The sequence below is a fragment of the Burkholderia sp. BCC0419 genome (genome assembly GCF_902830285.1).
Classification (GTDB): domain Bacteria; phylum Pseudomonadota; class Gammaproteobacteria; order Burkholderiales; family Burkholderiaceae; genus Burkholderia.
Genome location: NZ_CADESR010000003.1, coordinates 104,841 through 128,424 on the forward strand (window position 1 = coordinate 104,841; position 23,584 = coordinate 128,424).

Annotated in this window: 17 protein-coding genes; 11 read left to right on the forward strand and 6 right to left on the reverse strand. The window is 68.5% G+C overall.

The annotated features are described in order from the left end of the window. The first annotated feature begins 23 nt into the window (after positions 1-23). Both HWW87_RS18730 and HWW87_RS18735 read left to right on the forward strand, forming a co-directional pair. The gene (locus tag HWW87_RS18730; RefSeq protein WP_175821590.1) at positions 24-587 is read left to right on the forward strand and encodes a cysteine hydrolase; all 564 of its coding nucleotides are present in this window, start codon (positions 24-26) and stop codon (positions 585-587) included. Next, the gene (locus HWW87_RS18735; protein ID WP_175821591.1) at positions 584-2,044 is read left to right on the forward strand and encodes a DHA2 family efflux MFS transporter permease subunit; all 1,461 of its coding nucleotides are present in this window, start codon (positions 584-586) and stop codon (positions 2,042-2,044) included. The genes HWW87_RS18730 and HWW87_RS18735 overlap by 4 nt, the downstream gene beginning before the upstream one ends. A 31-nt stretch (positions 2,045-2,075) precedes the next feature. Here the strand turns inward: HWW87_RS18735 and HWW87_RS18740 are convergent, their stop codons facing one another. Then, positions 2,076-2,675 carry a LysE family transporter gene (locus tag HWW87_RS18740; protein WP_175821592.1) on the reverse strand — a complete coding sequence of 200 codons (600 nt, stop codon included), beginning with the start codon at positions 2,673-2,675 and terminating at the stop codon, positions 2,076-2,078. Between the two features lie 96 nt (positions 2,676-2,771). Here HWW87_RS18740 and HWW87_RS18745 point away from each other — a divergent pair, with 96 nt between their 5' ends. Further along, entirely contained in the window at positions 2,772-3,647 is an 876-nt protein-coding gene (locus HWW87_RS18745; protein ID WP_175821593.1) for a LysR substrate-binding domain-containing protein, read from the forward strand. 103 nt (positions 3,648-3,750) lie between these two features. Here the strand turns inward: HWW87_RS18745 and HWW87_RS18750 are convergent, their stop codons facing one another. Continuing rightward, positions 3,751-5,469, reverse strand: a complete 1,719-nt coding sequence (locus HWW87_RS18750) for a SulP family inorganic anion transporter (RefSeq protein WP_175821594.1) — start codon at positions 5,467-5,469, stop codon at positions 3,751-3,753. 454 nt (positions 5,470-5,923) lie between these two features. Here HWW87_RS18750 and HWW87_RS18755 point away from each other — a divergent pair, with 454 nt between their 5' ends. Beyond that, positions 5,924-7,165, forward strand: coding sequence for a mechanosensitive ion channel family protein (locus HWW87_RS18755; protein WP_175822103.1), 1,242 nt, complete (start codon positions 5,924-5,926; stop codon positions 7,163-7,165). Between the two features lie 51 nt (positions 7,166-7,216). On the opposite strand, the gene HWW87_RS18760 is transcribed toward HWW87_RS18755, so the two are convergent. After that, complete coding sequence (locus HWW87_RS18760) at positions 7,217-8,638, reverse strand: PLP-dependent aminotransferase family protein (protein WP_175821595.1); 1,422 nt, start codon at positions 8,636-8,638, stop codon at positions 7,217-7,219. Positions 8,639-8,793: 155 nt separating this feature from the next. On the opposite strand from HWW87_RS18760, the gene HWW87_RS18765 reads away from it, so the two are divergent. Together HWW87_RS18765 and HWW87_RS18770 are read left to right on the forward strand one after the other, a co-directional pair. Continuing rightward, complete coding sequence (locus HWW87_RS18765; protein WP_175821596.1) at positions 8,794-11,118, forward strand: FdhF/YdeP family oxidoreductase; 2,325 nt, start codon at positions 8,794-8,796, stop codon at positions 11,116-11,118. Positions 11,119-11,130: 12 nt separating this feature from the next. Then, complete coding sequence (locus tag HWW87_RS18770; RefSeq protein WP_175821597.1) at positions 11,131-12,051, forward strand: bestrophin family ion channel; 921 nt, start codon at positions 11,131-11,133, stop codon at positions 12,049-12,051. A 12-nt stretch (positions 12,052-12,063) separates the two neighbouring features. Here the strand turns inward: HWW87_RS18770 and HWW87_RS18775 are convergent, their stop codons facing one another. Further along, positions 12,064-14,094, reverse strand: a complete 2,031-nt coding sequence (locus HWW87_RS18775) for an FUSC family protein (RefSeq protein WP_175821598.1) — start codon at positions 14,092-14,094, stop codon at positions 12,064-12,066. 146 nt (positions 14,095-14,240) lie between these two features. Here HWW87_RS18775 and HWW87_RS18780 point away from each other — a divergent pair, with 146 nt between their 5' ends. The 5 genes from HWW87_RS18780 to HWW87_RS18800 all read left to right on the forward strand — a co-directional run bounded on the left by HWW87_RS18780 (position 14,241) and on the right by HWW87_RS18800 (position 20,846). Then, entirely contained in the window at positions 14,241-15,143 is a 903-nt protein-coding gene (locus HWW87_RS18780; RefSeq protein ID WP_175822104.1) for a LysR family transcriptional regulator, read from the forward strand. Between the two features lie 395 nt (positions 15,144-15,538). Next, entirely contained in the window at positions 15,539-17,098 is a 1,560-nt protein-coding gene (locus HWW87_RS18785) for a DHA2 family efflux MFS transporter permease subunit (protein ID WP_175821599.1), read from the forward strand. Positions 17,099-17,381: 283 nt separating this feature from the next. Next, positions 17,382-17,714, forward strand: a complete 333-nt coding sequence (locus tag HWW87_RS18790; protein WP_175821600.1) for a sugar ABC transporter ATPase — start codon at positions 17,382-17,384, stop codon at positions 17,712-17,714. Positions 17,715-17,849: 135 nt separating this feature from the next. Continuing rightward, on the forward strand, positions 17,850-19,439 hold the full coding sequence (locus HWW87_RS18795; RefSeq protein ID WP_175821601.1) for an ABC transporter substrate-binding protein: 1,590 nt from the start codon (positions 17,850-17,852) through the stop codon (positions 19,437-19,439). 153 nt (positions 19,440-19,592) lie between these two features. Next, positions 19,593-20,846, forward strand: a complete 1,254-nt coding sequence (locus tag HWW87_RS18800; protein ID WP_175821602.1) for a hypothetical protein — start codon at positions 19,593-19,595, stop codon at positions 20,844-20,846. A gap of 18 nt (positions 20,847-20,864) precedes the next feature. Here the strand turns inward: HWW87_RS18800 and HWW87_RS18805 are convergent, their stop codons facing one another. Together HWW87_RS18805 and HWW87_RS18810 are read right to left on the reverse strand one after the other, a co-directional pair. Then, positions 20,865-22,172, reverse strand: coding sequence for an Nramp family divalent metal transporter (locus HWW87_RS18805; protein ID WP_175821603.1), 1,308 nt, complete (start codon positions 22,170-22,172; stop codon positions 20,865-20,867). A gap of 93 nt (positions 22,173-22,265) precedes the next feature. Then, a complete protein-coding gene (locus HWW87_RS18810; protein WP_175822105.1) occupies positions 22,266-23,522 on the reverse strand; it encodes an oxalate decarboxylase family bicupin in 1,257 nt (418 codons plus the stop codon). Positions 23,523-23,584 lie beyond the last annotated feature (62 nt).

Below are 23,584 nucleotides of genomic sequence, written 5' to 3' on the forward strand. Positions count from 1 at the left end.
GCCCTCTCCCCCGGAGTCCCATCATGAGCGCAACCCGTCTCGACACGAACACGGCGCTGGTCGTCATCGACCTGCAGAAAGGCATCGTCGCCCTCCCCACCGCGCACCCGGTCGCACCGGTGATCGCCCGCGCCCGCGAACTGCTCGACGCATTCCGCAGCCGCGGCCTGCCGGTCGTGCTGGTCAACGTCGCGGGCGGCGCACCGGGCCGCACCGAGCAAGCGCCGCGCACGGCGCAGCTTCCCGCCGACTGGATCGAACTCGTGCCCGAACTGAACCGCCAGCCGAACGACCACGTCGTGACGAAGCAGACCTGGGGCGCCTTCACCGGCACCGGTCTCGACGCGCACCTGAAGGCAGCCGGCGTCACGCAGATCGTGCTGACCGGCGTCGCGACGAGCATCGGCGTCGAATCGACCGCGCGGCAGGCGCACGAACTCGGCTACCACGTGACGCTCGCCGTCGACGCGATGACCGACCTCAACGCGGACGCGCACGTCAACAGCATCGAGCGGCTGTTCCCGCGCCTCGGCGAAACGGGCACGACGCAGGACATCGTCGCGCTGCTCGACCGGCGCGGCGCGTGAGCGACGAACGCATCCAGCCGGCGCCGGGCCACGCGGCCGGCCGGCTCGATCCGTCGATCTGGAAAGTCAGCGCGGTCGCGACGCTCGGTTCGCTGCTGTCGCAGCTCGATGCGACGATCGTCAACGTATCGCTGTCGAGCCTCGCGACCGACCTGCATGCCAGCCTGTCGACGATCCAGTGGGTGACGAGCGGCTATCTGCTCGCGCTGACGCTGGTGCTGCCGCTGAACGGCTGGCTCGTCGACCGCATCGGCGCGAAGGCGCTGTACCTGTGGTGCTTCTCGGCGTTCACGTTGACGTCGGCGCTGTGCGGGCTCGCGTGGTCCGCGCCGTCGCTGATCGCGTTCCGCGTATTGCAAGGCGTCAGCGGCGGCTTGCTCGCGCCAATGGCGCAGATGATGATCGCGCGCGTCGCCGGCCAGCAGATGGCGCGCGTGATCGGTTACGCGGCGGTACCGGTGCTGCTCGCGCCGATCCTCGGCCCGGTCGTGGCCGGCGCGATCCTGCAGCACACGTCGTGGCGCTGGCTGTTTCTGGTGAACCTGCCCGTCGGCGCGCTCGCGCTCGCACTGGCCGCACGATTCCTGCCGGGCGACCGGGACGAGGCGCCGCGGCGCGAACTCGACTGGATCGGCCTCGCGTTGCTGTCGCCGGGCCTCGTGCTGTTCCTGTACGGCGTCGAGCGGATCGGCTCGGCGCTCGGCATCGCGGCGGTCGCAGGCTCGGCGCTGTTGCTCGTCGCGTTCCTGCGCTTCGAGCGCCGCCAGGGCGAGCGTGCGCTGATCGATCTCGCACTGTTTCGCTCGCGCGTGTTCGGCGCGGCAGCCGGCACGCAGTTCCTGTCGAACGGCGCGCTGTATGCGGGCCAGATGCTGATTCCCGTGTTCCTGATCCAGGCATGCGAACGTACCCCGGGCGAAATGGGCTGGCTGCTCGCGCCGCTCGGGCTCGGCATGCTCGTCACCTATCCGTCGATGGGCGCGCTGACGAGCCGGTTCGGCGTACGCCGGCTGGCCGCCGCCGGCGCCTTGCTCGCACTCGTCGCCACGCTGCCGTTCGTGTTCCTCGCGCTGACCGGCTACGATCCGCTCGTGCTCGTACCGGCGCTGTTTCTGCGCGGCATGGGCCAGAGTGCGATCGGTGCGCCGTCGATCGCCGCCGCGTATGCAGCGGTCGAGCGCCGCAACCTGCCGATGGCGACCACGTCGCTCAATATCGTGCAACGGCTCGGCGGCCCGACGTTCACGACGATCTGCACGCTGTTTCTCGCGTGGCGACTGCAGGCCGAATCGACGTCGGCCGGCGGCACGCAGGCCGTCGCGTATGCGTGGGCGTTCGGCCTGCTGTGCGCGCTGCATGCGGCGAGCTTCGTGACGACGCTGCGGCTGCCGTTGCGATCGGCCGGTGCAAGCGGCGGCGACCGACGGGCACGCAACGCACCGGCCGGTTCGCGCTGAAGACGGGCCGCGCCGCGTGCGCGGCCTCCCGCTACGGTAGCCACATCGGCACGATCGACGCCACGAGCAACAAGCCGAGCCCCGCATTCAGGCAACGCCACTGCCGCTCCGTGCGCAACACGCGTGCGAACAGCAGCCCGGCGAAACACCACAGCGACAGCGACGCCATCGCGGCCACGCCGAATGCAAAGCCGAGCAGCACGCCGAGCCGCGCCGGCCCCGACGCGAGCGCCGCGAACGACGCGGCCGCGCCGAGCGTCATCGCCCAGCCTTTCGGGTTGTGCCACAGCATCCACACGCCGCTGACGAACCCTTGCGGCCGGTGCACGTCGACATCGAGCCGCGGCTTGCCGCCACGTCCGATGCGCACGGCGAGCCACATCAGGTACGCCGAGCCGACCGCCTTCATCGCGAGCTGCAACACAGGCAGCGCGAGCAGCACACCGCCGAGCCCGGCGGCGGCCGCCGCCGCCATCGACGCGAGGCCAGCCGCGATGCCCGCCATCAGCGGCAGCGAACGCCGATAGCCGAAATGAGCGCCCGATGCGGTCGCGAGCGTCGTCGCGCCACCCGGCGTCACGGTGGACACGATCACGAACAGCACCAGCGGCAAATAGTCGTGAAGCGGCACGAAGGCTCCCGGTTGTCGTCACTGAAGCCCTGTTTTTACCTGCGATTCCGTCATTACGACAGCGAAAGCTTTTTATGCCTGTCATTAGCGTTCATAATGCGACGCATGGCACGCAATCTCGACCTCGCGCTGCTGCGCGCATTCGTCTCGGTCGCCGATCATCGCAGCATGACGGCGGCCGGCCACGCGCTGCACCTGACGCAAGGCGCGATCAGCCAGCAGGTCGCGCGGCTCGAAATGCTGTCCGGCCCGCTGTTCGTCCGCGAGCATCGCAACCTGCTGCTGACGGCGGCCGGCGAGCGGCTGCTCGAACAGGCGCGCCGGCTGCTCGCCGTCCACGATGCGCTGCTCGCCGACCTGAGCGCCGGCGCGGTGGAAGGCGCGGTGCGTCTCGGTGCGCCGCAGGACCTCGTCGGCACCTGTCTCGCGCCGATCCTGAAAAGCTATGCGCACGCGCATCCGCAGGTCTCGCTCACGCTGGTGTGCGCGGCGTCGCCGGAGTTGCGGCGCGGGCTCACGCGCGGCGACCTCGATGTCGCGCTGATCGAGGCACCGGTCGGATCGGCGCGCGGCGAGTGCATCGCCGTCGACCGGCTGGTGTGGGTCGGTGCGAAAGGCGGCGCCGCGCACCGGCGCTCGCCGCTGCCGGTATCGATGGTCGCGCAGACCTGCGCATTCCGCCCGACGGTGCTCGACGCACTGCGCGGCTGCGATCGCCCGTGGCGCACCGTGTTCGAGAACGGCAGCTTCGATGCGACGGCCGCGACCGTGCGCGCCGATCTCGCCCTGACCGTCTGGCTCGCGTCCACCGTGCCGCCCGATCTCGACATCCTGCCGGCCGGCAGCGGCCTGCCCGCCCTGCCGAATTTCTCGATCAACCTGCATGTGCCGCGCGGCCAGTGCACGCCGGCTGCGACGGAACTGGCCCGCTACCTGCGCAACGGTTTCGCGCGGCTGCGCGCGGTCGCGTAGCGCCGCTGCGCCAGGGCCTGTTCACGCTAATAACGGGCTTGCGCTGGCCCCACGAATGCATTTTTCCAAACAGGGGAACGTGCGTTATCAACGTGAACAGGCCCTACACCGTGCCCGGCTCCTGCGGCGCGGGCGTCGTGCCTGCTGCCTCCAGCGCCTGATGCAGCGTGGCGAAGATGCACGACGCGCCGACCACCTCGGTGATCCCGTGACGATCCATGTCCGCGCGCAGATAGCGATTCACGCGCCCGAACAGCACGCCGATCCCGCGCGCATGCAGCGCCCTGACGAGATCGGCCAAGGTCCGCGCGGCCGAATAATCGACATCGGTGATCGCGCCCGCATCGACGACGAACCAGCGCGGCGGCACCGGCGCCGCGTCGACGAGCGCGGTCACTTCGGCAGCGAACAGGTGATCGTTCGCGAAGAACAGGTCGGAGCCGAACCGGTAGACGATCAACCCGGGCGCCGTCATCGCGCCGCGCCGCGTGGGCACCGGCTGCCACCGCCCGTTGCCGGCGACGGGTTCGAGCACCATCGTGTGCGGCTGGTAGCTGTGACGCACGTGCCGCATCAGCGACAGCGCGACGGCCAGCAGGATGCCCTGCTCGACGCCGATCGTCACGACCGCCGCAGCCGTGATCAGCGCGAGCGTGAATTCGCCGGGGCTTTCCCGGCGGATCGCCGCGAGGCTGCGCACGTTGATCAGCCCGAGCGCGATCGTGAACACGATGCCGGCCAGCACCGCATGCGGCAGATACTGCAGGGTCGGGCTGAAGAACAGCAGCACGACGGCGACGACGGCGGCGAACGCGAGATGCCCGATCTGGCTGCGGACGCCCGCGCCGTCGGCCATCGCCGTCTGCGTCGGGCTGCCGTTGACGACGAACGCCCCGCCGAGCGCCGCCGCCGCGTTCGCGGCCGCGAGGCCGAGGATGTCGGCATTGGTGTCGACGTCCTCGCCATACTGCTGCGCGAACACGCGCGCGGCGGCCGCGCTCTGCGCGATGATCATCACGAAGCACGAAGCGGCGACCGGCACGAGATCGAGGAACTGCTGCCACGTGACGGCGGGCCAGCGCAGCGGCGGCAGCCCGCCCGCCACGGGCCCGAGCACCGCGATGCCGTGCGCGGCGAAGCCGAACGCACCGCTCGCGGCGATGCTGCCCGCGACCGCGATCATCGGCATCGGCACGCGCGGCAGGAACCGCTTGCACGCGAGAATCGCGACGACGACGAGCGCCGCGAGCGCGAGCGTCGGCCGGTGCGCGTGAACCAGGTGCGTGACGACATAGTCGAGTTGCGCAAGGCTGCGCGACGCCGGGTACGGCACGGACAGGCCGAGCATGTCGCCGAGCATCGCGATCGACACCTGCACGCCGACGCCGGCGAGGAAGCCTACCAGCACCGTGCGCGACAGGAAATCGGCGAGAAAACCGAGCTTGAAGATCCGCGCGAGCAGCAGCATCGCGGCGGTCAGCAACGCGACCATGCCGGCCAGCGCCGCATAGTCGGCGCTGCCGGCCGGCGCCATCGACGACAGCCGGCTCGCGAAAATCGTCGCGGTCGCCGAATCGGCGGCGACCACGAGATGGCGCGACGCACCGAAGCATGCGAACGCAACGAGCGGCAGGAACACCGTGTAGAGCCCCGTGACGGCCGGCATGCCGGCGATGCGTGCGTAGCCGAGCACCTGCGGGATGTCCATCGACGCGAGCGAGATGCCCGCGAAGATGTCGCGGATGGCGCCCGCGCGACGGATCGGGAGGATGCCTTGCAGCAGCCGCACGCGTGACGGACGGCTTTCGTTGGAATCTTGCATGCGTGAAATGCGTGAGGTCGAAATGACGGGGCCACGAACGGGTGCGCGACGGTGTCGCGTGTCGCTCACCGTCGCCGGACGGGCCGCACGCCGACGCGAGCGGCACACCGACGACGCCTGCGACGTCCGCATGATTGCATGGATCGGCGATCGCGCGTATCGAAACGCGAAGGCCTGCCGTCATGGCTTCGGGTGCATCGCGTCCCGGTGTACGCCGCATCCGGCGACCGGCTCGCGCGCCGGCTTGCGGTGATGCGAATTCGTCGCTCCCCCTCACCTCGATGCAGAGGATACCTGCACAAAGGTGAGCCGATCCGGGAGCCGATCGACCCGCCTTCACGGCACGCCTCCGGAACCCGATGGCACAATCACGGTCCCTTTCATGTGCCCTTCACCGGGCGCGCGCCGCATCGCGGCGCCGATTCAACGCACGAGAAGGCCCTTGTCTGCCCCTATGACCCTGAACGAATCCTGGTTGACGCCGCTCGTCGGCATCCTCGTCCTGCTCGCCGCCGCCGGTGCGATCACCGCCGTCGTCCATTTCCTGCTGTTTCGCGTGGTCGCGCGTCTCGCGCGGCTGTCCGCCACGCGCGTCGACGACGCGCTGTTCGAATTCGGCGCGTTCAAATGGCTGAACCGCATCGTCCCGTTCGTCGTGATCAAGCTCGGGCTCGGCGCGGTGCCCGGCATCCCGACTGTGGCCGCGCAGGTCGTCGACAAGGTGCTGTTCGCGCTGATCGTGTTCCTCGTGACGATGACCATCAGCGCGACGCTATCCGCGCTCGAACACACGCACCGCACCACCCAGCGCGACCAGCCGCGCCTGTCGCTGAAAGGCGCGATGCAGCTCGTCAAGCTCGTGATGTTCATCACGGCCGCGCTCGTCGTGATCGGCGACGCGACCGGCAAGCAGATCGGCCTGCTGCTGTCCGGCATCGGTGCGATGTCGGCGGTACTGATGCTGATCTTCAAGGACACGCTGCTCGGCCTCGTCGCGGGCGTGCAGTTGTCGTCGAACGACATGCTGCGGATCGGCGACTGGATCACGATGCCGTCGGCCGGCGCGGACGGCACGGTCATTGACATCACGCTGAACACGGTCAAGGTCGCGAACTTCGATCACACGATCATCACGGTGCCGACGTGGAAGCTGATCACCGAGAGCTACCAGAACTGGCGCGGAATGACCGAAGCGGGCGGCCGCCGCATCAAGCGCGCGCTGTTCGTCGATGCGACGAGCGTGCGCTTTCTCACGAACGACGAGATCGAACGGCTCGAACGCCTGACGCTGCTGAAGGACTATCTCGAGGACAAGGTCGACGCGATCGAGCAATGGAACGGCACGCTCGGCGCGGCCGGCGACTGCCCGGCGAACCGCCGCCAGTTGACGAATCTCGGCACGTTCCGCGCGTACGTCGCGAACTACCTGAAGGGCCATCCGCGCATCCGCAGCGACATGACGAACATGGCGCGACAACTGCCGCTCACGGCCGAGGGCATTCCGCTTGAACTGTACTGCTTCACCGATACGACGACGTGGGTCGACTACGAGACCATCCAGGCCGACCTGTTCGACCACCTGATCGCGGTGCTGCCGGAGTTCGGGCTGCGCGTGTACCAGCATCCGTCTGGCTTCGACATGCGGCAGATGGTCGACGCCGCGCAAGCCGGGCTGCACGCGCCGCGCGCGGCTTGATACCAGCCACGGCGGCCGGTCGCCGCCTACTTTGCCGTCGGGCGGCCGCGCTCACCGCGCCGCGCACTCCGACGCGAGCCGCCCCAGCACCTTCAGCGCGTCCTCGATCTGCCGCGACCACGGGTAGCTGTAGTTGAGCCGGATGAAATGCCGGTAATCGGTGCCGGCCGAGAACATGTGCCCGGGCCCGACCGTGATCCGCTGCGCGAGCGCCAGCGTATACAGCTTCATCGCATCGACCCGCGGCGGCAGCTCGACCCACAGCACATACCCGCCCTGCGGCTGCGACAGCCGCGTGCCTTCCGGGAAGAAACGCCGCACCATCGCACTCATCAGGCTCGCCTGCTGCGCATACAGCTTGCGCATGCGCCGCAGGTGAAAATCGTAGCCGTCGTATTTCAGGTATTCGGCGATCGCGAGTTGCTCGATCGCGGGCGTCGCGAGCGTGTTCAGGAATTTCAGCTTCTCGACCTGGTCGCGGTAACGGCCCGGCATCGCCCAGCCGATCCGGTAGCGCGGCGACAGGCTCTTCGTGAACGACGCGCAATGCAGCACCAGCCCCTGGCGATCGAACGACTTCAGCGCGCTCGGCGCCGTGTCGCCGAAGTGCAGCTCGTGATAGACGTCGCTCTCGATCGCCGGCACACCGTGCTTCGCGAGCAGTTCGACCAGCGCGCGCTTGCGCGCATCGGGCATCTGGAAACCGAGCGGATTCTGGAAATTCGGCATCACCATGCATGCGGCGATGCGCTCGCGCGCGAGGATCCGCTCGAGCGCGTCGAGATCGATGCCGTCGCCCGGGTGCGTCGCGACTTCCAGCGCACGCATGCCCATCCGCTCGATCGCGTGGAGCATCGCGTAGAACGTCGGCGACTCCACCGCGATCGTGTCGCCCGGCTTCGCGACGGCCTGCAGGCACAGGTTGATCGCCTCGGTCGCGCCGATCGTCATCACGATCTCGCCCGGCTCGACCGCGACCCCGCGCTCCGCATAGCGCCGCGCGATCTGGCGAATCAGTTCCTGGTTGCCGGGCGGCAGGTCGTCGATCACGCCCCAGCGCGTGCGCCGCCGCCCGATCGTCTGTGCATAGCGCGCAAGCCGCTGCACCGGAAACTGCGACGCATCGGGATACGGCGAGCCGAGCGGCACCGCGTCGTCGCGCGCGATCGAGCGCAGCGTCGACAGCACGAGCCGGCTCACGTCCACCGCCGACGGCTCGGCAGCCGGCGCGGAAATATGCAGCTCGGCCTCGGCCGGCGCCGCCGCACGCGCCCGCACGAAGTAGCCCGACTGCGGCCGGCTTTCGATCAGGCCGCGGCTTTCCAGCACGAGATACGCGCGCAGCACGGTCGTGACGCTGAGCTGCTGTTGCCGGCTCGCCTGCCGCACCGACGGAATCCGCTCGCCGGGCCGGTACACGCCCCGCTCGATCTGCGCCTGGAGATCGTCGGCCAGTTGTTCGTAACGCTTCACGCGCCTCCCTTTCAACTTCCCTTCAGCAACACAGTTGCGATCCGCACGGTATGAATGGTCGAAACTGTACTCTTTTTTGAAGTGAACAGGTGTACACACAGCCCGATGGGCGCGCCGCGTACTCTGCACGCATCGACCCCGACACCCGCTGCATCATGAAAAAGAAATCCGCCACCGCGCGCATCGAACCGTATACCCACCCGGCCGCCGGCTGGGGCGCGCTGAAAGCCGTCACGATCAACCTGATCAAGGAAAAGGTCGCCGGCGGCAACTACCGTACGCTGCTGCGCCAGAACCAGCCGGACGGCTTCGACTGCCCGGGCTGCGCATGGCCCGACCGCCAGCACGCGTCGACGTTCGAATTCTGCGAGAACGGCGTGAAGGCCGTGGCCGCGGAAGCGACGAGCAAGCGCGTGACGCCCGAATTCTTCGCCGCGCACACGGTGACCGAACTGCTCGAACAGTCGGATTTCGAGCTCGAACAGCACGGCCGGCTCACCGACCCGATGGTGTACGACGCGCGGACCGACCGCTACGTGCCGATCGCGTGGGACGACGCGTTCGCGCTGATCGCGCGCCACCTGCGCGCGCTGCCCGACCCGAACCAGGCCGCGTTCTACACGTCCGGCCGCGCCAGCAACGAAGCGGCGTTCCTGTACCAGTTGCTGGTGCGCCTGTACGGCACCAACAACTTCCCCGACTGCTCGAACATGTGCCACGAGGCGACGAGCCGCGGGCTGCCGGCGTCGGTCGGCGTCGGCAAGGGCACCGTCACGCTCGACGATTTCGAGCATGCGGACACGCTGCTGATCTTCGGCCAGAACCCTGCGACCAACCACCCGCGGATGATGGGCGAGCTGCGCGAGTGCGCGAAGCGCGGCGCGACGATCGTGTCGATCAACCCGCTGAAGGAACGTGGGCTCGAGCGCTTCGCCGATCCGCAAAGCCCGCTCGAGATGCTGACGATGTCGGGCACGAAGATCGCATCGACGTTCATCCAGCCGACGATCGGCGGCGATTTCGCGCTGATCAAGGGGATGGCCAAGCGCGTGCTCGAACTCGACGACGCCGCGCGCGCCGCCGGTACGCCGCGCGTGCTCGACACCGCGTTCATCGGCGAGCACACGGCCGGTTTCGACGCGTTCGCCGACGATCTGCGCGCCGAAAGCTGGTCCGCGCTGACGGCCGAAAGCGGCGTGCCGTACGAGCAGATCGACGCGCTCGCGCAGCGCTATGCGCGCAGCGAACGCGTGATCGCGACGTGGGGCATGGGCATCACGCAGCACAAGCATTCGGTCGCAACGGTGCAGATGCTGACGAACCTGATGCTGATGCGCGGCAACATCGGCCGCCCCGGCGCCGGCCTGTGCCCGGTGCGCGGCCATTCGAACGTGCAGGGCAACCGCACGGTCGGCATCGAGGAAAAGCCGTCGCAGGCGTTCCTCGACCGGCTCGGCCACGTGTTCGATTTCGAACCGCCGCGCCATCACGGCTACGACGTCGTCGAGACGATCGAAGGAATGCTCGAAGGCCATGTGAAGGTGCTGATCGGCCTCGGCGGCAACTTCGCGATGGCGACGCCCGACACGCCGCGCACGTGGGAAGGCATGCGCCGCTGCGACCTCTCCGTGCACATCACGACGAAGCTGAACCGCAGCCACCTGATCCATGGCCGCGACGCGCTGATCCTGCCGACGCTCGGCCGCACCGAGATCGACCTGCAGGACAACGTCGCGCAAGGCGTGACGGTCGAGGATTCGATGAGCATGGTCCACGTGTCGTACGGGATGAACAAGCCGGCGTCGCCGAACCTGATGTCGGAGCCGGCGATCGTCGCGCACATGGCGCACGCGCTGTTCGGCAGCGACAAGATCGACTGGCTCGCGTACAAGGACGACTACGCGAAGATCCGCGATGCGATCGAGGCGACGCTCGACGGCTTCGACGACTACAACACGCGCATCGCGCGGCCCGGCGGCTTTCACCTGCGCGTGGCCTCGCGCGACCGCGAGTGGCTCACGCCGACGGGCAAGGCGAACTTCATCGCGCACGCGCTGCCGACCGACACGCCGATCCAGCGCGCCCGCGCGCTGCACGGCGAACGGCTGATGACGCTGATGACGACGCGCTCGCACGACCAGTACAACACGACCGTCTACGGGCTCGACGACCGCTATCGCGGCGTGTTCGGCCAGCGCCGCGTGGTGTTCGTCAACCGCGACGATCTCGCGATGCTCGGCCTTGCGGCCGGCGAATGGGTCGACATGGAAACCGTGTGGCACGACGGCATCGAGCGGCGCGCGGCGGGCTTCCTGCTCGTCGAGTACGACATCCCGCGCGGCTGCATCGGCGCGTACTACCCGGAAACCAACCCGCTCGTGCCGCTCGACAGCGTCGGCGACGTGTGCAACACGCCGACGTCGAAGTCGGTGCCCGTGCTGCTGCATCGCGCGGCCGCGCCAGCGTCGATCGCCGCCTGACGGAGCACGACGATGATCGTTCGGCCGCGCGAGCACTGGCTGCGGATGCTGCTCGTCTGGAACGGCTCGGTACTGCCGACCATCCTGCCGCAGCTCGTGCTGACGCTCGCGATCAGCCTCGTCGCGGTGTGGGGCGGCGGCCGCGTGCTCGGCGAGAAGGTGCCGCTGAACCCGACGCCGTTCACGCTGATCGGCCTCACGCTCGCGATCTTCGCGGGGTTTCGCAACAACGCCAGCTACGAACGCTATCGCGAGGGCCGGCAGCTGTGGGGCGGCGTGCTGACCGCCACGCGCACGCTGGTGTCGCAGGCGCTCTGCTACGGCGCGGTCGACCGTGACGACGCATCGCGCCGCGCGTTCGTGCGTACGGTCGTCGCGTTCGTCTACGCACTCAAGCACCAACTGCGCGGCACCGATCCGGCCGCGGACCTGCGCGGGCTGCTCGACGGCGCGACCCATGCGCGCGTCGCCGCTTCCCGGTTTCGCCCGGTCGTCATCGTGCACGCACTGCGCGAAGCGTTCGCCGCGCGCGCCGATGCAGGCCATCTCGCCGACACGCGGCTGTGGATGCTCGATGCGCGCCTCGACGAGCTCGTCGCGATGGTGAGCGGCTGCGAGCGCATCGCATCGACGCCAATTCCGTTTTCATACGACGTGCTGCTGCACCGGACCATCTACGCGTATTGCGTGCTGCTGCCGTTCGGCCTCGTCGATTCGATCGGCGCGGCGACACCCTTCGTCACGGTTTTCGTCGCCTATACGCTGATCGCGCTCGACGCGATCGCGCATGCGATCGCCGAGCCGTTCGGCGACGGGCCGAACCATCTCGCCCTCGATGCGATGACGCGGCAGATCGAGCGCACGCTGCTCGAACTGAACCGCGAGCCGCTGCCGGCCGAGGTGACGCCCGGCCCGTCCTACCGCCTCACCTGACCGGCCGCACGCTCAATCGCGGCGGCCGCGCAGGAAGTCGCCATGCTCGGCGGCCGCGTCCGCGATCCGCCGCAGCAGGACCACGCCGCTCAGCAACGCATGCGCGTCGTCGCCGTCGCGCGCGGCCACGCGACGCCGCAACAGGCGGGTCGCTGCCGCGCAGGCCTGTTCGAGCCGCGCGAAATCGGCTCGCGCGATGCGCCCACGCACCACCGCCGCTGCGCGGCGCGCAGCCGGTTCGCGCGTGGCTAGTTCGGCGAGCGACAGCAGGCTGTCGCCGAGTCCCCAGATCGCGAGCAGATCGCGCATGTCGCGCTCGATCAATGTCTGCGGCAGGCTGCCCGCGAAACCGAGCTCGCGCGCGAGACGGTCGGCCGTGCGGCTCAGCCACGCGCTCGCGGGCCACGCCCGCGGATCGCGCGCGATCCCCGTCAGATCGCGGCGCACCGCGCGATGCAGGCGCCGCCGGCTCGTGCCGGGATCGCCGGGAAACACCAGCGCGAATACCAAAGCGCCGAACGCGATGCCGAGCAGCGTCGCGAGCGCGCTATTCAGGAACGCGGCGTCGCCGATGCGCGTCGTGTTGTCCGGCGACGTGAAATTCCAGAAGAAGATCGAGAACGCGCTGCCCATCGAGGCCGTGCGCGGATGGCGCATCGCGAGGCCGGTGCCGATCAGGAACACGCCGAGGATGTAGGCGAGCATTTCGAAGCCCGACACCGCCGGCAGCAGGATGAAGTTGCAGACGACGCCCGCGACCGCCGCGCATGCCGTGCCTTTCAAGAAACCGACGATCGCACGCACCGAATTGGGGCGTGTCGAGAACAGTGCGCTCACCACGGCCGCGATCGCGACGAACCCGCCGCCCGCCGGCCACGCAGTGAAGATCCAGATCGCCGACGCGGCCAGCACCGCGATGAACGCGCGGATGCCGTTGTGGCACGCGAGCACCGGATCGCGGTGGAACGCGTAGCGCACGCGTGTGGGTGCAGGCACCGGCCCGTCGAGCAATGCCTGGCTCGCGAACGCGCGGTCGAACCCGCCGAGCAGTGCCGACAGCCGGTCGAGCGTGAGCAGGCGCGACGTGTCCGGAGCGGCCGGCGCGGCGGCCTCGGCGCGCAGCGCGTCGTCCACGCGTGCGCGCAGTGCGGCCATCCGGTGCCCCGCGTCGCCCGATGCGGCGATACCGTCGAGCACCTGCGCCACCTCGTCGACCAGCGGGTCCGGCGCATCGCCCGCACGCGCCGCGTGTTCCCCAATCGCCTGCCCCGCCGCGTGCGCAGTCAGCACACCGAGCGCCGCCGCGCGCAAATGGCCGATCGCGTTGCGCACCGGCGGTGCGCCGGCCGCCGCATATTCTGCCGCGGTGTCGAGTTCGAGCGCATCCGCGAACAGCCGATGCACGGCCGCGGCGTTCGGCTCGCGGCGCAGCGCGCCCGCGCCGACCGCCACCGCACGGTCGAGATAGCGCGCGAGCCGCGTCCGGACATCCTTCAGCGGCGCGCCCGGCGCGAACACCGTTTCGAACAGCGCGCCGCACAGGATGCCGACCACCACGTACAGGAACCGCGCGACCGCGATGTCGAACGCCTGCAGCGGCGCCGACACCGCGTCCATCGCGATGATCGCGGCCGTATAGCCGGCCAGTACCGCCGCATACGCGCGAAAATTCCGCTGGAACGTCGCGACGCCCGCACACAGGCCGATCCACGCGGCAAGCGCCGGCAGGAACAGTTCGGGTGTCTGCGCGAACGCGCCGGTCAGCGCGAGCGCGACGGCCGCACCGATCGCGGTACCGAGAATCCGATACTGACTCTTCGACAGCCCCATCCCGCGACTGCCCTGCGCGACGATCCACACGGTCGAGGCCGCCCACATCGGATCGTCGAGATTCATCCGGAACGCGATATAGAGCGCGAGCAGCGACGCGGCAGTATTGCGGAGTGCGAATGCAAGCGCGCCGGGCGGCAACGTCGGGCGCGCGTCGCGCAGCGCGGCCCGGACGGCCGCGAGCGGCGGCATGCTGGGGAATGCGAATTTCATCCGGCGAGCATACGGTCGCGTGCCGGCCGCCACTACGGGGCAGCGGCGGAATGCGTTATTGCGCCGAGCGGGATAATCGGCTCGACCTGCAGTGATCCGGCCCGCGACGGTAAGATGCGCGCATGCCGACTACTGAAACGAATCGCATGGACCTCGAGAGCATCCGGATATTCTTGCGCGTGGTGGAACGCGGCAGCTTCACCGCCGCCGCCACGCAAATCGACATGCCGCTCAGCCGCGTGAGCCGCAAGATCAGGCAGCTCGAGGACGATCTCGGCGTCCAGTTGCTGTACCGCACGACGCGCCGCGTGTCCGTCACCGAAGCCGGGCGCGACTATTACGAACGTTGCCTGCGCGCCGAGGAGATCCTGCTCGACGCGGACCGTCAGGTGCGCGCGCTGCGCACGGAACCCGAAGGCACGCTGCGCGTGCTGGTGCCCTACGCGATCGGCCTGTTCGAACTGGAACCGGCGCTCGCCGAGTTTCGCCGGCGCTACCCGCTGGTCCAGCTCGTGCTGATCTACGACAACAGCGCGCTCGACCTCGTCGAACACGGCTTCGACGTCGCGCTGCGCGCCGGCGTGCTGACCGATTCCGGCTATGTCGCGCGCTCGCTCGGCTGGTCGCACGCGAAGTTCGCGGCCAGCCCGCGCTATCTCGACCGCGCCGGCCGGCCGCACACGCCGCAGGATCTCGCCGATCACGACATCCTGTTCGTCGGCCGCGACACGCCCGGCCTGACGCTGCGCCTCACCAACGCGGCCGGCGACGTCGCCGACGTGCCGGTGCGGCCCGTGCTGATCTCGAACGAATCGCTCACGGTGCTGCGCCAGGCCGCGAGCGGCGGCGGCATCGCGCTGATTTCGACCCACTTCACCACCCGGCGGCTCGAGAGCAACGAACTCGAAATCGTGCTGCCCGACTGGCATCGCACCGACGACGTCGAGCTGCACGCGCTCTACCCGAAGCGCGCGACGCTCGACAGCAAGGTGCGCGCATTCGTCGAGTTCCTGACCGAGATCTTCACCGCGTGGCGGACCGCGCCGTAGGCCTGCAATCGATGCACGTCGACTGCATTATTGCGGCGCAGGAAAGGAATTAATGAGCGCGCAAGCGTTGATCGCCGTTCGCCGCATCGTTAGCCTGTGACGATGAAAAAAGACCACGCACGCTACGGCAGCCACGCGAGCGCTGCCCGCCGACGCGTCACGCGCGTCGCGCCTTCCTGACCGGCCTGCCTGCTTGCCGAAGCCCGTCACGGCTTCGCCGATCCGATTGAACGCCTGAACCGCACGCTGTGCGCGAGCGGCCCCTCGTTTGCCGGGCCGCTCGCGCGCGGTGCGTGTCTGTCCGCTTCGCGGCCCGCCCGCGCAGGCGTCGCACGCGCGTGCGCGGCTGCCGGCGCGTGCGCCCCGCGGCCTCTCCTTCATCACGCAGGAACACCATGTCATCTCCGTCACCCCAGGCGCCGCTGTCGGGCGCCAAGCTCGCGATCGGCTCGATCGCGGTATCGCTCGCCATGTTCATGAACGTGCTCGACTCGTCGATCGCGAACGTCGCGATCCCGACGATCTCGGGCGACCTCGGCGTGTCGGTCGACGAAGGCACGTGGGTGATCACGATCTTCGCGGCGGCGAACGCGGTGTCGATTCCGCTGACCGGCTGGCTCACGCAGCGCTTCGGCCAGGTTCGCCTGTTCGTCACGTCGATCCTGCTGTTCGTGTTCGCGTCGTGGCTGTGCGGGATCGCGCCGAACCTGCCGACGCTGCTGGCCGCGCGGATCCTGCAAGGCGCGGTCGCGGGGCCGCTCGCGCCGTTGTCGCAGGCGCTGCTGCTCGGCGCGTGGCCACGGCAGAAGTCGTCGGCGGCGCTCGCGCTGTGGTCGATGACGGCGCTCGTCGGGCCGATCGCCGGGCCGTCGCTCGGCGGCTGGATCACCTACGACTACAACTGGTCGTGGATCTTCTACATCAACATTCCGGTCGGTTTCTTCGCGGCGGCCGTCACGTGGTTCGTGTTCCGCGATCGCGAATCGGCCACGCGCCGCATGCCGATCGATACGGTCGGCCTGCTCCTGCTCGTGCTGTGGGTCGCGTCGCTGCAGATCATGCTCGACAAGGGCAAGGATCTCGACTGGTTCAACTCGCCTGTCATCGTCGCACTGGGCATCGTCGCGCTGATCGGTTTCGCGTTCTTCCTCATATGGGAGCTGAACGAAGCCAACCCGATCGTCGACCTGCGGCTCTTCACGCAGCGCAACTTCGCGGGCGGCACGATCGCGATTTCCGTCGCGTACGGGATGTTCTTCGGCACGCTCGTGCTGCTGCCGCAATGGATGCAGGGCTATCTCGGCTACCGCGCGGTCGATTCGGGGCTCGCCACCGCGCCGCTCGGGGTGTTCGCGATCCTGCTCACGCCGGTCATGGGGCGCCTGTTGTCGCGCACCGATCCGCGCTATCTCGCGACGCTCGCGTTCGTCGGCTTCGCGGTCGTGTTCACGATGCGCACGACGTTCTACACCGACGTGTCGCACTGGGATCTCGTGCTGCCGACGCTGCTGCAAGGCATTCCGATGGCGATGTTCTTCGTGCCGCTGACGTCGATCATCCTGTCCGGGTTGCCGCCGGAAAAGATTCCGGCCGCGGCCGGCCTGTCGAATTTCGGCCGCACGTTCTGCGGCGCGGTGGGGACGTCGCTGATCAGCAATGCGTGGAACGACCGCACGATCCTGCACCACGTGCGGCTCACCGAACAGGCGAGCGTCACCAATCCGGTCTTCACGCAGCAGCTCGACACGACCCGTTCGCTGATGCACCTGAGCCCCGATTCGGCGCTCGCGTTCTTCAATGCGTCGGTCGATTCGCAAGCGGCCGTGATGGGATTGAACGACATCTTCTACGTGTCGGCGATCATCTTCATCGCGATCATCCCGCTCATCTGGATCACGAAACCGGCGCGCTCGGGCGGCGGCGAGGCCGATGCGGCGGCGGCCGGCGCGCATTGATCCGCATGCGCGGCGGCGGACTGCGCGCCGGCATCGCGACGACCGAGTGATCCGCCAGTAACGGTGATAACCGGAGCAAGCGCCCGCCCGACAGCGGGCGCTTGTTGTATCGAATCGTTTCAACGCGCCAACGGCGTCAAATGCTGCGGGTATACTCCGTCGTCAGCCGCCTGTTGCATCGCGTTCCGTCAAAAACGGCCCGATTCCGGGCGGTTTCGTCGCGAAGCTTCGCGTTTCGCCACCCCGCGCCCCAGCCTCGATACGAGACACCCGACGACCGACCATGAAACGATTCCTGCTGCTCCTTCCCGCCACCCTGCTCGCCGCCTGCGGTTCCGCGCCCTCGTCCGATTCGGCTAGCTCGGGCGCCGCGCCGATGATCTACGTGTCGTCGCAACGTCCGGCCTACGCGGTCGCGAACTGCCTCGACAGCCGCCTGTCGGGCACCGAACAATCGCAGCACAACGGCGTGACCGACATCGCCGTCGGCTCGAATTCGTACTTCGTCACGCTGACGCCGTCCGGCAACGGCTCGGTGATCAAGGTCGTGCGCGGCTCGGGCAACGAGCCGGCCGAGGAAGCGATGCGCTTCGCCGTCGCGCGCTGCGCGATCTGACGTCCTTCGGCACCGGGCGCCCGCCCGGCCCACCTGCCTGCCGCTGCGCGCCAACCGGCGCGCCTGCCGAATATTTTCATCCGGGTGCCCGTCGATGAGAGAATCGCACCACGATTCCTTTTCGATGGAGCCCACATGAAGCACCTGCTGTCCCGGCTGTTCGTCAGCGCCGCGCTCGTCGCGCTTGTTCCGGCGCTGCCGGCGCAGGCTGCCACGCCGCCCGGCATCTTCGTCGTCGCCACGCAGCTCGGCGAATTCACGACCCTCGACCCGAGCGGGATCTACGAGCTGGTGCCGTCCGAATACGTCGCGAACACCTACGAACGGCTGGTGCGCGTCGACCTGAAGGACCCGACGCGCTTCGACGGACAGATCGCGCAATCGTGGACGGTCGGCGCCGACGGCGTGACCTACACGTTCAAGCTGCGCCCGGGCCTCACGTTCCATTCCGGCAACCCGGTCACCGCCGACGACGTCGCGTGGTCGCTGCAGCGCACCATCCTGCTCGACAAAGGGCCGGCCGGCGTGCTCGCCGATCTCGGCCTGACGAAGGCGAACGTGACGCAGAAGGTGCGCGTGGTCGATCCGCAAACCGTCGTGCTCGAAACCGACCGCAAGTACGCGCCGAGCTTCGTGCTCAACGTGCTGAGCGCGTGTCCGGCCTCGGTCTTCGACAAGAAGCTGCTGCTGTCGCACCAGCAAGGCAACGATTTCGGCAGCGGCTGGCTGCGCACCAACGACGCGGGCTCGGGCCCGTACCAGCTCGTCAAGTGGACGCCGAACGAGACCATCGTGCTGCAGCGCTTCGACAAATACCGCACGCCGTACCCAATGAAGCGCGTGGTGCTGCGCCACGTGCCCGAAGCGTCCGCGCAACGGCTGCTGCTGGAGAACGGCGACGCCGACGCCGCGCGCAACCTGAGCCCCGACAGCCTCGCCGCGCTGTCGAAGGCCGGCAAGATCAAGATCGCGTCGTGGCCGGTGTCGGCGCTGCTGTACCTGAGCCTGAACACGAAGAACCCGAACCTCGCGAAGCCCGAGGTGCAGCAGGCGATGAAGTGGCTCGTCGATTACGACGGCATCCAGCGCAACATCGTCAGTACGACGTACAAGGTACATCAGAGCTTCCTGCCCGAAGGCTTCCTCGGCACGCTGAATGCGCGGCCGTACAAGCAGGACGTCGCGAAGGCGAAGGCGCTGCTCGCGAAGGCCGGCTTGCCGAACGGTTTCGACGTGACGATGGACATGCCGAACGACTATCCGTACCTCGAGATCGCGCAGGCGCTGCAGGCGAACTTCGCGCAGGGCGGCATCCGCGTGAAGCTGATCCCCGGCGACGCGAAGCAGGCGATCGGCAAGTACCGCGCGCGCCAGCACGACATCTTCGTCGGCGAATGGTCGCCCGACTACATGGACCCGAACAGCAACGCGCGCGGTTTCGCGTGGAATCCGGACAACTCGGACCAGTCGCCGACCAAGATGCTCGCGTGGCGCAACAGCTGGGACATTCCGCAACTGACGAAGGACACCGAGGCCGCACTCGTCGAGCCGTCGCCCGCGAAGCGCGCGCAGCGTTACGAAGCGCTGCAGAAGGCCGTGCTCGCGAACTCGCCGTTCATCATCATGTTCGAGAAGGTCGTGCAGGTCGCCACGCGCCCCGGCGCGACCGGACCGGAAATCGGGCCGATCAACGACCTCGTGTCATACCGCACGCTCGCGAAGTAATCGCGGCCGCCCGCGCGCGCGGCCACGCCGCCGCGCAGGTATCGCCGCGGGCCGCCGTGCCGGCGCCGGGCCTGCGCCGAGCCGTGCGGCGGCGATTTACAATGACCGACATCGCGCGGATACCGCGCCGGGCACACGTAACGGGACGAGAACATGCATTCGAGCGAGCACGCAGTCTGCGTGGCGATCAACGACAACAACCGCGCGTGGTACGAAATGCTCGTGCCGTTCCTGCTGTCGCTTCGGCACGCCGACTACGACGGGCGGATCGCGGTGATCGGCTACGGGCTGTCCGACCGCAAGCGGCAAATCCTCGCGAGCCAGTCGGTCGACGTGATCGACGCGTCGGGCGCCTACGCGCTGCCGGTCGGCCGCTTCATCGAGGCCGCCGGGTATTGCGCGCGCCATCCGCAGATCCGCAAGCTCGCGCTGTACGACGCGGACATCTGGTTCTGCACGCCGCCGTTCGACCTGTTCTCGCAGATCGGCGACGACCGGCTCCACGTGTGCCCCGACCCGCTGTTCTGCACGTTCGTGGTCACGCCGCTGATCGGCGAGCGGCGCGACCATCACTGGCGCCTCGTCGTCGACGAAGTCAACGCACGCCACGGCGGTGCGCTGCAGGCCGGGCTCGTCGCCGGGACCGCCGACGCATGGGCGCGTTATGCCGACCACCTGCGCGACTGCATCGCCCGCATCGGCACCGATTTCCAGGAATGCTTCGGCATCGATACGACGTTCCTGCATCTGTGGAGCGCGCAAGGCGAAACGGCGCTGCTCGACCCGGTCCAGAACTTCGTCAGCAAGTACGGCATTCACGAATCGTTCGATGCGGGCAGCGGCAAGACGACGCTCAGGTATCACGGTGAGCCGATCCGCGCGCTGCACATGACCGGCGACATCCGCTTCCTCGACCGGTGGCGCTACTACGCGAGCCACGCCGACGCCGCGTTGCGCGACGGCCGGCCGTTCGCGCTGTCGGACGGCACGCCGGCGCCGTCCGATGCGCTCGCTGCACGCATCGCGGCGGCGGATTACGTGCAATCGGCCGGGCTGACCGTTGCGTCCGCGGCGATCGAGGCAAGCGCGGGCGCCTACCTGCAGGCGATCGACGAACCGGGCGGCACGATGCTCGTCGGCAGCGGGAACCACGAAGTCGTGTTCACCGCGACCCGCGACATCGCACGGCTGAACGTCTACGTCACGCACCCGTCCGGCTCGCCGTCGCCGCTGCTGTGCGAGGTGCTCGTCGACGGCCACGCGCAGCGCAAAGGCACCGAACTGATGGCGCATTTCTGGTACCAGGTGGCAGCCGGCGCCGTCATCACGCTGCGCGCGACGAGCCTCGGCGGCCAGCAGTGCAACGCGATCTGGCGGCTGCGCGAAGCGCCGGACATGCAGCAGTGAGGGCCGGCCCGCCCCCGTTCAATTGAAGGCCGCCCATACCAGGTACGCATTCAGCCCGACGATCACGACCGTCGCCGCGCCGGCGACGATCCGCAGCGGCATCCGCATTGCATAAGCGCCCATCACGTCCGCGCGCGCCGACAGCATCAGCAGCGCGATCATCGGCATCGGCAGCACGAAGCTCAGCACGACCTGGCTGGCCACCATCGCCCGCGTGACGTCGCAGCCGAGCGCGACCACCGCGAACGCGGGCGCGATCGTCACCGCGCGCCGCACCCAGATCGACATGCGGCGGTGGATGAAGCCCTGCATCACGACCTGCCCGGCCATCGTGCCGACCACCGAGCTCGACACGCCCGAGGTCAGCAGCGCGACGAGAAACAGCGCGCCGGCCGCCGGCCCGAGCACCGGGATCAGCGTGTGATAGGCGTCGCCGATGTCGGTCATGCCCGGCGCGGCCACGTGAAACGCCGACGATGCCATCATCACCATCGCGAGATTCACGAACCCGGCGAGCCCGAGCGCGACCACGACCTCGCGGTTCGAGAAACGCACGAGCCGCCGCCGCTCCCCGTCGTCGCGCGGCGCGGTGCGATCCTGCGTGAGGCCCGAATGCAGGTACAGCGTGTGCGGCATGATCGTCGCACCGATGATCCCGACTGCGATCGTCAGCGCCGCATGATCCGGAATCTGCGGGACCACCAGATGGAACGCGGCCGCATGCCAGTCCTGCGGCGCGATCAGCAGTTCGCCGAGATAGCACGCGCCGATCACGCCGACCAGCGCCGCGATCGCCGCTTCGAGCGGCCGGAAGCCGCGCTTTTCGAGCGCGAGGATCGCGCAGGTCGCGAACGCGGTGGCGATCATCCCCGCGAACAGCGACAGGTGGCACAACAGTCCGAACGCGAGCGCGCCGCCGAGGAATTCGGCGAGGTCGGTCGCCATCGCGGCGATCTCGGATGCAATCCACATGCCCCACACGACCGGCGCGGGGAAGCGGTCGCGGCACAGTTCGGCGAGATTGCGGCCGGTCACGATGCCGAGCTTCGCCGACATCGCCTGGAACAGCATCGCGATCGCGTTCGCGGCCAGCACGACCCACAGCAGCCGGTAGCCGTACGCGGCGCCGGCCTGGATGTTGGTCGCGAAGTTGCCGGGGTCCATGTAGCCGATCGACGCGATCACGGCCGGGCCGACGAACGGCAGCCACGCGGCGACGCCGGTGCGGCGCCCTTCCAGCGCGGCCTGCGCCGCGCCGTCGGTGTGCTCCGTGGACAGGCCCGGCAGCGCGAAGCCGCCGGCAGGTTTGCTCGGGACGGGAATCATGGTGGAGTTTCCGTTCGAATGAGAAAGGCTGATTCGGGCGCACGTGCCGCGGCCGGCCTGCCGCGTGCCGGCCATGGCAGGACGATGGCGGCGTTACAGCGGCACGACGTCGGGACGATTGCGCGGAAACTGCGCGATCACGTCCGGCGCGACGTTCAGGTGCGCTTCGACGAGCTTCGGCGGCGTATGCGCGAGCCAGTCGGACAACGACACCTCCGCATAACGGTCGGTCTTGAAGATCTCGAGGAACACGAGATCGGTCTGGCCGGTGTTCTGCACGTAGTGCCCGAGGCTCTTCTTCACATAGCCGACGTCGCCCGCGCGGAAGTCGGCCGTCTGCGCCTTCGGCCCCGTATCGAACACCGTCATCCGCGCGTCGCCTTGCAGGTAGTACTGCCATTCGTCGGCGTTCGGGTGCCAGTGCAGCTCGCGCATGCCGCCCGGATGCACGGTGACGAGTGCCGCCGCGACGGTCGTCGACACGTTGAAGTTGGTGCTGTCCGCGATCCGCACTTCGCCGCCGCGCGTCTTCCTGACCGGCTTCATGTCGCCGAGCGAAAAGACGAACGGATGCGGCGGCGCACCGGCCGACGCGGCCGACGCGCGCTGCGCGTCCGCGAGCGGGCCCGGTTCGTCGCCCTGGAAGATCCACAGGTTGTCGAGCGGCACGTTCCTGAACGCGTCGGCCGGCACGCCGAAGTTGAGCGCGAGCACGTCGGGCGGCGTATGCGCGATCCAGTCGGTCAGCAACAGCGTGTTGAATTCCGATGCGCGGCCGTTATCGAATGCGAGCAGGAATTCGGCGCCGTCGCTGCCGAGGCCCTGCAGCGAATGCGGCAGGCCGGGCGGGAAATACCAGAGATCACCGGTCTTGACGTCCTGCACCGACGGCCGCCCGAGTTCGTCGAGCACCGTGATCCGGCAGCGGCCGTCGAGCATGATGGCCCACTCGGCCTGCTGGTGCCAGTGCATCTCGCGAATGCCGCCGCGCGTCAGCCGCATGTTGACGCCGGAAATGGTTTCGGAAATCGCGAAATCGTCCTGCGTGACTTCGCGCGCCCACCCGCCATTCTGAATCCGTTTATGGGCATTATTGAAAGACGCCCAGAATAACGGCATCCCGTTGATATCGGTGGCCGGCGGATCCTGAAAAGACGGAAATTGATTGGCGATGGCCGGATTTTTAGGTCCCGGGTCGGTCAGGCTCTGGCGGTTGCGCGCATTCACCGCGCCTTCCGGCGGGCGGTCCGGATTACCGAACGAGGCGGCCTTGGCCGATACCGCGATGCCCGCGGCAGCGATGGCGCCGGCCGTACCCGCCAGCATCTTGCGTCGAGAAAGATTCGTCATGATTTCCTCTTCATTCCTACAATCGAGAGAATTTCCATTACGGAACACTTGCCGTTTTTCGA

Bases quoted from the DNA above. Each gene is read 5' to 3' on its own strand.
- HWW87_RS18810 (WP_175822105.1), bottom strand. From the start codon at position 23,522: ATGACGAATCTTTCTCGACGCAAGATGCTGGCGGGTACGGCCGGCGCC.
- HWW87_RS18730 (WP_175821590.1), top strand. From the start codon at position 24: ATGAGCGCAACCCGTCTCGACACGAACACGGCGCTGGTCGTCATCGAC.
- HWW87_RS18795 (WP_175821601.1), top strand. From the start codon at position 17,850: ATGAAGCACCTGCTGTCCCGGCTGTTCGTCAGCGCCGCGCTCGTCGCG.
- HWW87_RS18805 (WP_175821603.1), bottom strand. From the start codon at position 22,172: ATGATTCCCGTCCCGAGCAAACCTGCCGGCGGCTTCGCGCTGCCGGGC.
- HWW87_RS18770 (WP_175821597.1), top strand. From the start codon at position 11,131: ATGATCGTTCGGCCGCGCGAGCACTGGCTGCGGATGCTGCTCGTCTGG.
- HWW87_RS18785 (WP_175821599.1), top strand. From the start codon at position 15,539: ATGTCATCTCCGTCACCCCAGGCGCCGCTGTCGGGCGCCAAGCTCGCG.
- HWW87_RS18800 (WP_175821602.1), top strand. From the start codon at position 19,593: ATGCATTCGAGCGAGCACGCAGTCTGCGTGGCGATCAACGACAACAAC.
- HWW87_RS18755 (WP_175822103.1), top strand. From the start codon at position 5,924: ATGACCCTGAACGAATCCTGGTTGACGCCGCTCGTCGGCATCCTCGTC.
- HWW87_RS18765 (WP_175821596.1), top strand. From the start codon at position 8,794: ATGAAAAAGAAATCCGCCACCGCGCGCATCGAACCGTATACCCACCCG.
- HWW87_RS18745 (WP_175821593.1), top strand. From the start codon at position 2,772: ATGCGACGCATGGCACGCAATCTCGACCTCGCGCTGCTGCGCGCATTC.
- HWW87_RS18780 (WP_175822104.1), top strand. From the start codon at position 14,241: ATGGACCTCGAGAGCATCCGGATATTCTTGCGCGTGGTGGAACGCGGC.
- HWW87_RS18775 (WP_175821598.1), bottom strand. From the start codon at position 14,094: ATGAAATTCGCATTCCCCAGCATGCCGCCGCTCGCGGCCGTCCGGGCC.
- HWW87_RS18790 (WP_175821600.1), top strand. From the start codon at position 17,382: ATGAAACGATTCCTGCTGCTCCTTCCCGCCACCCTGCTCGCCGCCTGC.
- HWW87_RS18750 (WP_175821594.1), bottom strand. From the start codon at position 5,469: ATGCAAGATTCCAACGAAAGCCGTCCGTCACGCGTGCGGCTGCTGCAA.